Genomic DNA, 13,182 nt, shown 5'->3' with positions numbered 1-13,182 from the left:
CTTCTGTCAAACAAAATATTTTTAAGTTAATCATATGAAGGTATTTAAATTCGGCGGGGCATCAATTAAAGATCCGCAGGCAATTCGCAACGTTTTACATGTTTTAAAAACCGTTGGGTTTACCGATAGTTTAATTATTGCGTCGGCTATGGGAAAAACAACAAACGCTTTAGAAGATGTGGTGAATTCGTATTTTAAGAAACCCGATGAACTTAAAAACAGTATTGAAATTGTTAAAAATTATCATTTAGATATTGTTGCAGATTTGTTTACGGATAAAAACCATGTGATTTTTGATCGAATTTCTGCTTTGTTCACCGAAATGGAGCTTTTTTTAGCAAACAACAAATCGCCGAATTATAATTTTGTGTACGATCAGATGGTATCTTACGGAGAAATTATTGCAACTACTGTTTTAAGTAATTTTTTGAACGATCAGCAGATAGAAAACACTTGGATTGATGCTCGAAATTTAGTTAAAACCGATACCACTTATCGCGATGCCATTGTAGATTGGAAAGCTACCGAAGAAAATATTACTAACCAACTTAAAGACCAAAAACTGTATATTACACAAGGTTTTATAGGATCTGACGCCAATAATTTTTCGGTTACTTTAGGCAGAGAAGGATCTGATTATTCTGCTGCAATTTTTGCGTATTGTTTGAATGCCGAAAGCGTAACAATCTGGAAAGATGTTCCGGGCGTTTTAAATGCTGATCCTCGTTATTTTGAGGACACCGTGCTGTTGAATAAAATATCGTATCACGAAGCAATAGAATTGGCTTTTTATGGCGCATCGGTTATTCACCCGAAAACCTTACAGCCGTTGCAACGCAAAGAAATTCCATTATATGTAAAATCGTTTGTAAATCCAACATTACCGGGAACATCAGTATCAAAAGGTGCCGGATTAGAACCGCAAACCGCCTGTTTTATCGTTAAGAAAAATCAACTGCTTATTTTAATATCATCTAAAGATTTCTCGTTTGTAATGGAACATCAGGTAAGCGATATTTTTAAATTGTTTGCCGAACAGCACATAAAAGTAAATGTTATTCAAAACTCGGCAATTAGTTTTACGGTTTGCGTAGAAGATAAGTTTGGTAACTTCGATCATATTTTTGAAGATCTTGCAAAAAACTTTAATATTACTTACAACGAAAATGTTTCACTATACACCATTCGTCATTTTTCCAGTAAAGATGCCGAAAAAGTTATTGCAGGCAAAACCGTTTTGTTACAGCAGGTTAACCGCGAAACCATTCAAATTGTAACTAAAGAATAAATTTATTCCACAGATTTTATGCTTTTTAAACCATAATAGAAAACATAGTTGTTTACTGATTTATCAGCTAGGCTATACTCAACAAATAATAGTTTTTATAATTTATAAAACACATAGTTAAGCTATGTTTATTTTGTAATATATAAAACTATGTAATCTAAAATTTGCTCAACTATAAGCACAGCTTCTATGTGGTAAAAAACTATTTGTTTTACAATATATTACAAATTAATATCATGTACCACGTGTTGATTAAGTTACTTTTTTAAATAAGATTTTTGTTTTTAAGATTTTTTTGGCACACTATTTGGCTTGCGTTAACAAATTTAAAAACACAATAATCATGAAAAGAATTATTTACCTTTTAGCCCTAATCTCTACAAGTGCTTTTGCCCAAGAGCACCAAAAAGATGTTGTAACTGTTTCTGCAAACTACAATTTTTCTGAACCTACACAATATGGTGTTAGTTTAGAATTTACAAAAGAAGCAAGAGTTGATGAACGTTTAACTTCGCGATTGTTCAACGTAAGTTACGGACAGTTAGAATACGATAACAAGTATTTAAAAAGTACCGGAGAAGGTTTTGTTATTGAATTAGGTAGCCGTACCTATTTTAAAAAAGGTGTACGTGAAGGTTTCTACGGTGAAAACTTTATTACACACGGACAAATTAAGTTTGACGAAATGATCAATGGTGAAAATTTTGAAGGAAAGTACACATTCTGGAGTATTTTTAATCCGAATATCGGATACAAAATTCAGCTGACTAAAAATTTAAGTTTAGATCCGTCGGTTGGTTTTAACTGGAAATGGGAAGTTCGCGGTAAAGGCGGCATCGATAACCGCCATTTTGATAACTTCGTATTTAAAGCCGGTGCAAAAATTGGTTATACTTTTTAATAAAAACACTATTCGCAAAAAGTCTGTATTGTTAAATGATGCAGGCTTTTTTATTTTATTCGAATCTTGAAAGTATCATATCGTTCAAACCATAAACTTTCTACAAGAAAAATACACTATTTTTGATGTTTTGAAGTTATAACTTACATGAAGTTTTTTTGTTTTGTATGGTGTTTTTTAATTTTTTCTTTTGCCAATGCACAGGAAACAAATTCGCTGTACAAATCAAAAAAAATTATAACCGATTCTTTAACCACAACCGTTTATTTAGACAGTGTTGCGCTGAACAACACTTATTTTAAGATCGTCAATAATCAGGGAATCGATTTGGATCCCGCAAATTACACGGTAGATTACAACAAGGCAACTCTTACATTTACCCAACCGTTACAAGATACTTTAAACGTTTCCTTTTTAAATTATCCCGATTTTTTAACCCGAACTTATGCTTTGTACGATACCAAACGTATCGTTCCGAATAAAGAAGGCGCGTATATTTTCTCGGTTCCCGAAAAACAGGCAACTACTTTTACGCCTTTTGAAGGATTGAATACTAATGGAAGTATTTCCCGGGGAATTACCGTAGGAAACAATCAAAACTTGGTAACAAATTCCAATCTCGATTTACAGATCGTGGGGAATTTATCAGATAAGATCCAAATTCGGGCATCGCTACAAGACAGTAACGTTCCTTTGCAAAATGGAGGATATTCACAAAAAATGGATGAGTTCGATCAGATTTTTATGGAATTGTTCTCGACCAACTGGAGCATTAAAGCCGGAGATTTGTTTTTAGAAAACAGAGCTTCCCGCTTTTTAAATTTCAATAAAAAAGTTCAAGGAATTTCGGGCACCGTAAAATTCGGAAACGACAAAAGCAAAACCACCATTGAAACCGCAGCTGCGTTGGTTCGCGGACAATATGCAAAAAGCGAATTTGTTGGTCAGGAAGGAAATCAAGGTCCGTACAAATTAAAAGGCAGCAACAATCAATTATACATTCTGATTATTTCAGGATCGGAATCGGTTTATGTAAACGGACGAAAATTAACGCGCGGCGAACAGAACGATTATGTGATTGATTACAATTCGGGCGAAATTCGTTTTACTACGCTTTTCCCAATTACTGCCGAAATGCGTATTGCGGTGGAATATCAATATACCGACAGAAATTATGCTCGATTTTTAGGTTATGGCGGCATTAAACACGAACGCGAAAAATGGAATATTGCCGGATATGTTTATACCGAAACCGATATTAAAAATCAACCAGTACAGCAAAATCTAAACAAAGAACAGGTCGATATTCTAAAACAAGCCGGCGACAGTCTGGCTTTAATGATGGCTCCGTCTGCGTATCCCGATACTTATTCAGAAAACAAAACGCTGTACAAAAAAGTCAACCAAAACGGTTACGAATTCTATCAATATTCGAACACACCAACCGATACTTTGTACATGGTTTCGTTCAGTTATGTGGGGCCAAGCAACGGAAATTATCGTTTGGCAAATTCGTCGGGCGTTGGTAAAATCTATGAATTTATTGAACCTGTAAACGGATTAAATCAGGGCGATTATGAACCGTTGATTCAGCTGATTGCCCCCACTCGTTTAACTTTGGCAACTGTTATGGGGCAATACAAACCAAAAGATTTTACGCAGGTAGATTTTGAGTTTGGATTTAGCAACCACGACCAAAACTTATTTTCGCCCATTGATGATGAAGACAATCAAGGAATTGCAGCCAACGTTAACGCCACACACAGGGTTTTAAACAATAAATGGAAGGTGGATGTTTTTGGAAACGTGCAGTTGGTAACAGAAAATTTTAAAACCATTGAACGTTTGTATTCTATTGAATTTGATCGGGATTGGAATGTTTCAAACACTTTCGGAAATCAATCGTTACTGACTTTTGGATCAAAAGTTTCGCCGAACGATAACAGTTTTTTCACTTATCAATACAGCCGCTTAGAGTACACAAACAGCTACATTGGGCATAAGCAGTCGTTAATTGGTAATTATCAGTACAAAAACTTCAATCTAAATACCAATACCAGTTTTTTATCCGCAAAAGGCAGTGTTTACAATACTAATTTTGTTCGAAGCAAAACACAGGCAGTTTACACAAAAGATAAAAATTGGGCAGGTTCGCGTTTAGATTTAGAAAATTATCAGGTGAAGGATGTTGCCACGCAGCAGTTTCAAACCTTATCACAAAAATACGCGCAAATTGATGCGTTCGTTGGGCGTGGTGATACGTTGAAAACTTATGTAGAAATCGGTTATAAATTTCGTGTAAACGATTCGTTGCAGAATAACGTGTTGCGAAATGTTTCAAACGCGCATTCGTTCTATGTAAAATCGCAGCTTTTTAAAACCCAAACCAGCGATTTGTCTGTTTACGCAAATTACCGTCGATTAAAATATACCGACACCGGCTTGGTTGAACCTACATTAAATTCGCGTATCACCTACAACGACCGTTATTTAAAAAATCTGATACAAACCAATACCATTTACGAAACCTCATCGGGAGCTGTCGCGCAGCAAGAATTTACCTACATTAAGGTTGATCCCGGTTTGGGAACGCACATGTGGAATGATTATAACGGCAACGGAATTCAGGAATTGGAAGAGTTTGAAATTGCGCCTTATCCCGATTTAGCTGAATATGTGCGGATGTTTTTACCGAATCAGAGTTTTGTAAAAACGCATCAAACCAAGCTAACGCAGGTTTTTAATTTCAATTTCAGCATTTGGCAGAACGAAAGTGGTTTTAAGAAATTCGCCAGTCAGTTTCATTTGCAATCATCTTTTATTATCGATCGAAGTATTTTGAGAGATGGAAACGGAATTGCCTGGAATCCTTTCGGGTCTTCATCAGATGATTTGGTAGCAGAAAATTCAAACATTCGTAATTCGATTTATTTCAACCGCGGAAAACAAAAATACACCACCATTTATTCGTTAATAAACAATCGGGCGAAAAACCTGATGAATTTTGGTAGTTTAGATAATAAAATCACTACACATCAGATACAGTTTCAACATTTACTGAACAAGTGGTGGCTGGCACAGTTAACCAATAAATTTGACCGAGTTGAGAGTGTTTCGGAAAACTACGGATCAAAAAATTACCTACTGAATAATTTAAGCATTAATCCGCGCATTAGTTATCTGTTTTCGCAAAATGCCCGAGTAGAATTATTTTACGAATGGAAGGATAAAGAAAATGTTCAAGGCGATTTAGAAACATTGGAACAGCATCGAATTGGAACGGCTTTTAACTGGAGTACCTCACAGAAATTCACATTGAATGGAGAATTTTCGCTTTACAACAATAAATTCGTAGGGAATCCTTTGTCGGCTGTGGCTTATCAGATGTTGGAAGGTTTACAGCCCGGTAAAAATATTACATGGCGATTGTTGTTTCAGCGCAATTTAACCAAGTATTTAGATGCCAACATAAGCTATCAGGGCAGAACCAGCGAAACCGCAAAAACCATTCATACAGGAAGTATTCAATTGCGTGCGTTTTTTTAAACAAAATGTTTATATTTGTTACTTTAATAGATCAAAAATCATGAAAAAAATAACAATTATTGCATTATTTGCTGCATTAGGTTTGGTTTCTTGCAACGATAAAAAAGCAGAAACAACAACTACAACAGAAACAACAACTACAACAGACGCAGCTCCGGTAGATCCGCATGCAGGTCATAACCATGCACCAGGCGAAGGTCACGACCACGATCATGGAGCAGCAACTACAAATACAGCTGATACTAAAACAGCAGCAGGTATGAACCCACCACACGGACAGCCAGGTCACCGTTGCGATATTCCTGTTGGCGCACCATTAAATTCGCCTCCAGGTCAGGGAGCAGGACAAACTTCTGCACCAGCAGCACAACCAAGTCAAGGTGGCTTTTTAGGTGGTGGTAATGCACAAGCACAAGCTCCGGCACAGCAACAACAGCAAATGCCTAAACAAGAAACGGCTCCAGGAATGAAAGGAAAACCAAACCCGGCTCACGGACAACCAGGTCACCGTTGCGATGTATCGGTTGGTCAGCCGTTACCATAATTAAGTTTTTAGTCTTTAGCTTTTAGACAGCATTATAAATTACAACCTGTGAGGTTTTAAAAACTTCACAGGTTTTTTAATTATATTTACTACTATGAATTCAAAAAAAATACTCGGATACATTTTCATAGTTATTGCAGTTGTTTTAGCGTTAGCAACTATTGCACTTATTCCTCAATTAATGGAGATACTTGCTGCTCTTAAAGATAATTCAAATAGCTATGAAACTGGATATAGTGTAGGATATATAGCTTATTTGATTATTCAAATTTCTATAACTATTATTTTATGGAGAGTGGGAATACGTTGGACTAAAAGATCTTAAAAGATATAATTTTCAACCTCGCCTGCGTTAGGGATTGCAGCGGCATCCTTTTATAGGTGGCTGAGGTACTCGAAGCCCCGATAAAAGATACAGCGGAAAGCCCGACCGGCTCACTAAAAAGCCGGTAACGCCCAAATAGAACTTATATTATTACAAAACGCTAAATTTTTCACTATTTTTGTAGGCTGAAAACCATACAGTCATGATTCAAAATCCTAAACGATATACCGTAACGGCGGCTTTGCCGTACACCAACGGACCTATACATATTGGGCATTTGGCGGGCGTTTACGTTCCTGCCGATATTTACGCTCGTTTTTTACGCCAGCAAAATAAAGATGTTGCTTTTATTTGCGGAAGCGACGAACACGGAGTGGCAATTTCTATGAAAGCCAAAAAAGAAGGCATTTCTCCGCAAGAAGTGATCGATAAATACAACAAAATCATTAAAGATTCTTTTCAGGAATTTGGAATTTCGTTTGATAACTATTCGCGTACTTCAGCTAAAATCCATCACGATACAGCTTCTGATTTCTTTAGAAAACTGTACGATGAAGGCAAGTTTATAGAAGAGGTTACCGAACAATTATACGATGCCGTAGCAGATCAGTTTTTGGCAGATCGTTTTGTAACCGGAACTTGCCCAAAATGTAACAGCGAAGGTGCGTATGGCGATCAGTGTGAAAAATGCGGAACATCGTTAAACGCAACCGATTTAATCAATCCAAAATCGACCATAACAGGATCAACACCAATTTTAAAGGAAACCAAGCACTGGTTTTTACCTTTAGATCAGTACGATACTTTTTTGCGCGAATGGATTATTGAAGGTCATAAAAACGATTGGAAACCGAACGTTTACGGACAAGTAAAATCATGGTTAGACGATGGTTTGAAGCCACGTGCTGTAACTCGAGATTTAGACTGGGGAATTGATGTGCCTGTTGATGGTGCCGAAGGCAAAAAACTGTACGTTTGGTTTGATGCGCCTATTGGTTACATTTCATCGACCAAAGAATGGGCTACCCGCGAAGGAAAAGATTGGGAACCTTATTGGAAAGATCAGGACACGAAAATGGTTCATTTTATTGGGAAAGACAATATTGTGTTTCACTGCATTATTTTCCCGGCAATGCTAAAGGCAGAAGGCAGTTATATTTTACCTGATAACGTACCTGCAAACGAGTTTTTAAATTTAGAAGGAAATAAATTATCGACTTCTAAAAACTGGGCAGTTTGGTTGAATGAATATTTGGTTGATTTCCCAGAAAAACAAGATGTGTTGCGTTATACGTTAACGGCAAATGCACCTGAAACCAAAGACAACGATTTTACATGGAAAGATTTCCAAGCTCGTAATAACAACGAATTGGTTGCTATTTTCGGAAATTTTATTAACCGTGTGGTGGTTTTAACCAATAAATATTACAACGGAATTATTCCTGCGCCTAATCCTTTTAACGAAGTTGATGAACAAACGTTGGCAGAATTAAAAGCATATCCGGCAGTAATTGAAAGTTCAATTGAACGCTACCGTTTCCGCGAAGCATTAAGTGAATTAATGAACGTAGCACGTTTAGGAAACAAGTATTTAGCTGATGAAGAACCTTGGAAATTAATAAAGACTGATGAAGAGCGCGTAAAAACGCAAATGTACGTGGCATTACAAATTGCTGCTGCATTATCGACTTTGGCAGAACCATTTTTACCATTTTCGGCAGCGAAACTTAAAAACATGTTGAATATTGCTGAACCGATTGCTTGGAACAAAGTGGCAGAAACATCAAATTTAATTGCGGCAGGTCACACAATTGGTCAGGCAGAATTATTGTTTGCAAAGATCGAAGACGAAGAAATTCAAAAACAAATAGATAAATTGGAAGCTACAAAACTGGCAAATGCAGCCGAAGCAAAAACCGCTGAACCTCAAAAAGAAACGACACAATTCGAAGATTTTGCAAAGATTGATTTACGTGTAGGAACCATTATTGAAGCCGAAAAAATGCCAAAAGCTAATAAATTATTGGTTTTAAAGGTTGATACAGGTATCGATGTTCGTACGATTGTTTCTGGAATTGCAGAACATTTTACTCCAGAAGAAGTCATTGGCAAACAAGTTACCGTTTTGGTAAACTTAGCTCCAAGAGCTTTACGCGGCGTGAATAGCGAAGGAATGCTGTTACTAACCGAAACCAAAGAAGGTAAATTGGTTTTTGTAAACCCTGATGAAGCTGGTGTTCACAACGGAGCTACAATTGGGTAAATATCTTAAATTGAGATTATGTTGATTGGTAATGGCTAAAACCCATTACCATTTTTCATTTTTTTACATATGAATTTCGCTCTTTTACAAATAAAAATAAAAATCAATTTGCAAATTTGTTAATAAGATTAATTTATAAATCATTAATATGAGAAAAAATATTGTTTTATTATTTATGAGCATTTTTGTTTTCACTAGTTGTAAGAATGACGACACTACTGCTATACCTTCAGAACCTGACGATCCAAAAACCTTATTATTAGGAAAATGGAAAATGATTAAAGAAGAAATGTATAGAGATGGTAATTTGACTAATAGTGAAAATTTAAAAAATCCAGAATGTGATTATGATTTTTATGACTTAAAAAAAGAGGGAATAAAGGATGAAGTATATCACGATTCTGAAAACAGCTGTTTACCTGAGAACTATAAAGGATTATGGTCTTACGACGAGTCGAAAAAAATAATCACTTTAACAGACGATGATAATGGAGAATTAATTCTGCAAGTAACCTCATTAACTAACAATGATTTGAAAGTCAAAATTATTCGTGAAGATGGTTCATCGCCACCCACTGGATTTGAAGTTTATCTCTATTTAAAAAAATAAATTTAATACATAGATTTATCATGGAAAAAATAATTACCATCATCATTTTTGTACTTACCTTTGGAAAAATGCAGGCACAGACGCAATGGAATATAGTTCCTACTGCAAACGATACTATTTCTACGCATTACAACTATACACTTTCGATTCTTCTAACATTATAAAAACAACTGATGGTGGACAAACTTGGAACTCTTATATTATAGATTCAACAATGTACACTATATTGCACGAAGTTGAATTTATAGATAAAAAAACTGGATATATAGCTGGCGGAACCGATTATGGTGACTGGCGTATTTTATTAAAAACTGAAAACGGAGGACAAACATAGCAACAAATTAATACAGACTTTTTTCCAACTTTTTCCCCCACACAAATAAGCGAGATAAGCTTTATAACAGATCAAATTGGATTTATTGCGCGAAATGGCGAAAACAAGGTATACCGAACTACAAATGGTGGAATTAATTTTACAGCTTTAACTTTACCTCAACTTACAAACGGTACTTATACTAATTTAACTGAGATGCATTTTATTAGTCCCTATGTGGGTTTCATGATAAGAATGTTAACAGATGATTACATTAACAGTACTTCTGAAATTCTAAAAACAAACGATGGCGGAAACACTTGGAATGTTATCAATTCTATGAATTGGCTAAATATAGATCTATGGAATAAAAAAGATAAGATACAATTCGTAAACAATTTACAAGGTTTTGCAATTACTGGAACAGGTGTTTTATAAACAACACAAGATATTGGGAATACTTGGGCAGAATTAAATCTGCCTTTAGCAACGCGTCCGCCAACCGATTTTTATTTTATAAATAATGCTTGTGGGTATATAGCTTTAGCCGGAAATATTTACCGTAGCGACAATGCTGGTCAATCGTGGAGTTTGCAAACTATTGAAAATAATCTTAATGGTATAAATTACATACAATTTGATATGGATAAAGGATACGCTTCAAATGAGGAACTTTTGAGTAACAACCGTACAATAAGTTCCTTATTAAAAACTAAAGAACAACCTGCTACAGCACTTTTCATTAAAAGAATTTATAGATGATAATACGTTTAATATTTATCCCAACCCTGCTCATAATTTAATTAACATTCAAAATTCAAGTAATAATAATATTAATTTTATCCATTTAATGGATACTTCAGGGAAAATTATTAAAACATATAAAGACGATTTAGAACATTTAGATGTTTCGTCCGTTTCATCAGGAAATTATTTATTGTTTATTCAAACATCTAAACAAAAAATAGTTAAAAAAGTAATTATAAAATAAAAAGCAAAAGCCTTGTAATACAAATACAAGACTTTTTTACATTTTGTATTCCGAAGGTATTATATTGGTATGCTTTTTAAACCAATTACTAAAATATGCCGTATCATTAAAACCTAATTCAAAAGCAATTTCGCTAATACTTAAACCCGAAATACAGATTAACCGTTTAGCTTCTTTTAATAACCGGTCGTTTTGCAATTCTTTAATGGTTTTTCCAGATATTTTATTTACTCTGTTTTGTAACGTGCGTGGTTCTATATTTAGCAAACCTGCATAATGCACCAATGTAAGGTGCTTTTTATAATTTGTTTCTATTAAATCACCTATTTTGTGAATTAAAGGATCTGAGGTGCACTTTGTATTTAGCAATTCAAAATGTGTAGAAGCTATCCTAACTATTAAAGCAGCTACTAACTGCAATAAATAATCGGCATTTTGTCGGTTTCTGCCTATTTCATCAAATATAAATTCATAACTCTTTTTATCTTGTTTATTTAAATTTATAACATTTGAATTACCAAAAAGATCAAAAAAATCTATTCCCTGGTTTAAAATGCGTAATTTATGTAACAATTGATCTTTATACATAACGGCAAATCCGTTCGATGTATGTGCGCGTTCAACCCAATGCAGATCATTTGCGGCAAGCAAATGAATAGAATAATCGCAAATTTCATGAATTTTAAAGTTGATATTATGCGTTCCACCACCCGAAATAAAAATCAGCATTTCGTTGTATTCGTGAGTGTGAAAAGTATCAAAAATATAACCGCTTGATTCTTCTAATTGAACCACCCGTACTAAATTATTTTGAATATCCTCCTCATTGAATTTGTATATAGGAAACTGATTCATAATCTTTTAATATAAATATACTAAAAATTACATTTCTATTTTTAATTTTAAAATATATTATTGTTCTTCTAAAGCTTGCAATGCAAAACTTCCCAACCAATGGCTTCCCATATAATCATCGTTTGATATATTTGGAAAAGCAGTATTGAAATGTTTTTCAGCTATTGGTTTTAAATGGTTCAGTTCAGGCAACACTTTGGTAATTTGAAACAAACAAGTAGCTCTGCTGAAATTCAATCCGTCTAAATGCACCAAGTGACCGTCGGTTCTATCCGATACTTTTCCAACTTCTAAATCAAATTTCTTATCAAACAATTGTGGTAAAAATTTCTGTAACCAGGCTTTATAATCGGTTTGTGGCAAAACTTTACTCATTAGCCAAGCTTCCTGCAAACAAGGCGATAAAAAATCGTGACCGCTTGGTTCGTAAGTAATTGGGCAATCGGCATCGTTCGTATATAATTCTTTTGCTTTTGCGGTAATCGCGTCTTTTAATTTGGTGTTACCAACCGTTTGAGCATATTCCAAACTCAACGCCATTCCAAATGCGGTATTGTCGTGTGTTCCGGTTCTGATTGGGTAATTTAATTTTGGCAGATATTCCAAATATCGTTCAACAAAAACATTTTCTAAAGGTTGCAACGTTTTGTACCATTGCTGCGCTTTCGGGTTATCTTTCCATGTATATAATTCTTCCTGTAACTTGAAAAACCAAGCCCAACCGTAAGTTCTTTCGAAAGTTTTATTGTGTGGTTGATCGAAAAAAGATTTTTCTATTGATACATTTTCATCAGTAAATACTTTTGTTAGCAACTGATCTATTGTTTTATCCTTGTATAATTCTGGAAACTGCTTCACTAACTTCACTATCGACCAATATCCATGTGCCGACGAATGCCAATCGAAACAACCGTAAAAAATTGGTCGCAACTGTTTAGGCGATTTCAATTCGTCTGATGATTTTAAAACCTGTCCCAATTTATTCGGATATTCAACTTCTAAACAATGCAGCGGCAGCGCGATGATCTTTTGTGCTTCGGCTAATTCTAATTTTAATGTTTTTTGATTTTGTTCTGGCTGAATAGTGGTTTCCGGAGTATTCTTTTTACAAGAAAGCATCAGGAAAGCACAAATAAATAATGAAGAGAAAAGCTGTTTCATGTATCGAAATTTTTATAAATATAATGAGAATAAACAAAAAACAGTTCCGAAGAACTGCTTTCAAATATTTAATGCTTAAAGTACATCTTGAATAGTTGCATCTTTATCGAATGCTGCTTTAGCAAACGGACATAAAGGCAAAATCTTAATGTTGTTTTCTCGAGCGAAATCAACAGCTGACAAAACCATCTTTTTTCCAACTCCTTGACCACCAAATGCGGGATCAACTTCGGTATGATCTATAATAATTAATGTATCACCTGCTTTGCTGTAAGTCATTTCGCCAGCTTTTGCTCCGTTTTCAGTTGCAATAAAAGCACCTTTATTTTCTTCTTTTCTGTGATTGATTTCCATAATAATTTTAGTTTTGTTCGATTCTTAAAAT

At 34.8% G+C, this 13,182-nt stretch carries 12 protein-coding genes and 1 pseudogene; 10 read left to right on the top strand and 3 right to left on the bottom strand.

Going from position 1 to position 13,182, the window contains the following annotated elements; translation table 11 throughout:
• Nucleotides 1-34 precede the first annotated feature (34 nt).
• The 10 genes and pseudogenes from BM253_RS06480 to BM253_RS17670 all read left to right on the top strand — a co-directional run bounded on the left by BM253_RS06480 (nt 35) and on the right by BM253_RS17670 (nt 10,781).
• Nucleotides 35-1,288: an aspartate kinase gene (locus tag BM253_RS06480; protein WP_091521022.1), complete on the top strand. Its 1,254-nt coding sequence runs from the start codon at nt 35-37 to the stop codon at nt 1,286-1,288.
• Between the two features lie 343 nt (nt 1,289-1,631).
• Nucleotides 1,632-2,189: a hypothetical protein gene (locus tag BM253_RS06475; protein ID WP_091521019.1), complete on the top strand. Its 558-nt coding sequence runs from the start codon at nt 1,632-1,634 to the stop codon at nt 2,187-2,189.
• Nucleotides 2,190-2,336: 147 nt separating this feature from the next.
• On the top strand, nt 2,337-5,735 hold the full coding sequence (locus tag BM253_RS06470) for a hypothetical protein (RefSeq protein ID WP_091521015.1): 3,399 nt from the start codon (nt 2,337-2,339) through the stop codon (nt 5,733-5,735).
• 259 nt (nt 5,736-5,994) lie between these two features.
• Nucleotides 5,995-6,279 (top strand): annotated as a pseudogene (locus BM253_RS17675) (hypothetical protein); the annotation flags it as partial.
• A 94-nt stretch (nt 6,280-6,373) separates the two neighbouring features.
• Nucleotides 6,374-6,604, top strand: coding sequence for a hypothetical protein (locus BM253_RS06460; RefSeq protein ID WP_091521012.1), 231 nt, complete (start codon nt 6,374-6,376; stop codon nt 6,602-6,604).
• Nucleotides 6,605-6,806: 202 nt separating this feature from the next.
• Nucleotides 6,807-8,867: a methionine--tRNA ligase gene (metG, locus tag BM253_RS06455; protein WP_091521010.1), complete on the top strand. Its 2,061-nt coding sequence runs from the start codon at nt 6,807-6,809 to the stop codon at nt 8,865-8,867.
• Nucleotides 8,868-9,015: 148 nt separating this feature from the next.
• On the top strand, nt 9,016-9,477 hold the full coding sequence (locus tag BM253_RS06450) for a lipocalin family protein (protein WP_091521006.1): 462 nt from the start codon (nt 9,016-9,018) through the stop codon (nt 9,475-9,477).
• A 20-nt stretch (nt 9,478-9,497) separates the two neighbouring features.
• On the top strand, nt 9,498-9,641 hold the full coding sequence (locus BM253_RS17310) for a hypothetical protein (RefSeq protein WP_177205742.1): 144 nt from the start codon (nt 9,498-9,500) through the stop codon (nt 9,639-9,641).
• A gap of 404 nt (nt 9,642-10,045) precedes the next feature.
• The gene (locus tag BM253_RS06440; protein WP_091521000.1) at nt 10,046-10,228 is read left to right on the top strand and encodes a hypothetical protein; all 183 of its coding nucleotides are present in this window, start codon (nt 10,046-10,048) and stop codon (nt 10,226-10,228) included.
• A 286-nt stretch (nt 10,229-10,514) separates the two neighbouring features.
• Entirely contained in the window at nt 10,515-10,781 is a 267-nt protein-coding gene (locus BM253_RS17670; RefSeq protein WP_091520996.1) for a T9SS type A sorting domain-containing protein, read from the top strand.
• A gap of 36 nt (nt 10,782-10,817) precedes the next feature.
• Here the strand turns inward: BM253_RS17670 and BM253_RS06430 are convergent, their stop codons facing one another.
• The 3 genes from BM253_RS06430 to BM253_RS06420 form a co-directional block, all read right to left on the bottom strand.
• A complete protein-coding gene (locus tag BM253_RS06430) occupies nt 10,818-11,636 on the bottom strand; it encodes a helix-turn-helix domain-containing protein (protein ID WP_091520992.1) in 819 nt (272 codons plus the stop codon).
• Nucleotides 11,637-11,693: 57 nt separating this feature from the next.
• Nucleotides 11,694-12,797, bottom strand: a complete 1,104-nt coding sequence (locus tag BM253_RS06425) for a DUF2891 domain-containing protein (RefSeq protein ID WP_091520988.1) — start codon at nt 12,795-12,797, stop codon at nt 11,694-11,696.
• A gap of 75 nt (nt 12,798-12,872) precedes the next feature.
• Nucleotides 12,873-13,151 (bottom strand): GNAT family N-acetyltransferase, encoded by a 279-nt coding sequence (locus tag BM253_RS06420; RefSeq protein WP_091520984.1) that lies wholly within the window; start codon nt 13,149-13,151, stop codon nt 12,873-12,875.
• Nucleotides 13,152-13,182 lie beyond the last annotated feature (31 nt).

Source organism: Paenimyroides ummariense (assembly GCF_900115115.1).
GTDB lineage: Bacteria > Bacteroidota > Bacteroidia > Flavobacteriales > Flavobacteriaceae > Flavobacterium > Flavobacterium ummariense.
This window is presented reverse-complemented; position numbering and strand designations above follow the sequence as displayed.

Excerpts from the sequence above, each read along its gene's own strand:
- BM253_RS06480 (WP_091521022.1), top strand. The coding sequence starts at position 35 with ATGAAGGTATTTAAATTCGGCGGGGCATCAATTAAAGATCCGCAGGCA.
- BM253_RS06460 (WP_091521012.1), top strand. The coding sequence starts at position 6,374 with ATGAATTCAAAAAAAATACTCGGATACATTTTCATAGTTATTGCAGTT.
- metG (WP_091521010.1), top strand. The coding sequence starts at position 6,807 with ATGATTCAAAATCCTAAACGATATACCGTAACGGCGGCTTTGCCGTAC.
- BM253_RS06470 (WP_091521015.1), top strand. The coding sequence starts at position 2,337 with ATGAAGTTTTTTTGTTTTGTATGGTGTTTTTTAATTTTTTCTTTTGCC.
- BM253_RS06430 (WP_091520992.1), bottom strand. The coding sequence starts at position 11,636 with ATGAATCAGTTTCCTATATACAAATTCAATGAGGAGGATATTCAAAAT.
- BM253_RS06440 (WP_091521000.1), top strand. The coding sequence starts at position 10,046 with ATGTTAACAGATGATTACATTAACAGTACTTCTGAAATTCTAAAAACA.
- BM253_RS06420 (WP_091520984.1), bottom strand. The coding sequence starts at position 13,151 with ATGGAAATCAATCACAGAAAAGAAGAAAATAAAGGTGCTTTTATTGCA.
- BM253_RS06450 (WP_091521006.1), top strand. The coding sequence starts at position 9,016 with ATGAGAAAAAATATTGTTTTATTATTTATGAGCATTTTTGTTTTCACT.
- BM253_RS06475 (WP_091521019.1), top strand. The coding sequence starts at position 1,632 with ATGAAAAGAATTATTTACCTTTTAGCCCTAATCTCTACAAGTGCTTTT.
- BM253_RS06425 (WP_091520988.1), bottom strand. The coding sequence starts at position 12,797 with ATGAAACAGCTTTTCTCTTCATTATTTATTTGTGCTTTCCTGATGCTT.
- BM253_RS17310 (WP_177205742.1), top strand. The coding sequence starts at position 9,498 with ATGGAAAAAATAATTACCATCATCATTTTTGTACTTACCTTTGGAAAA.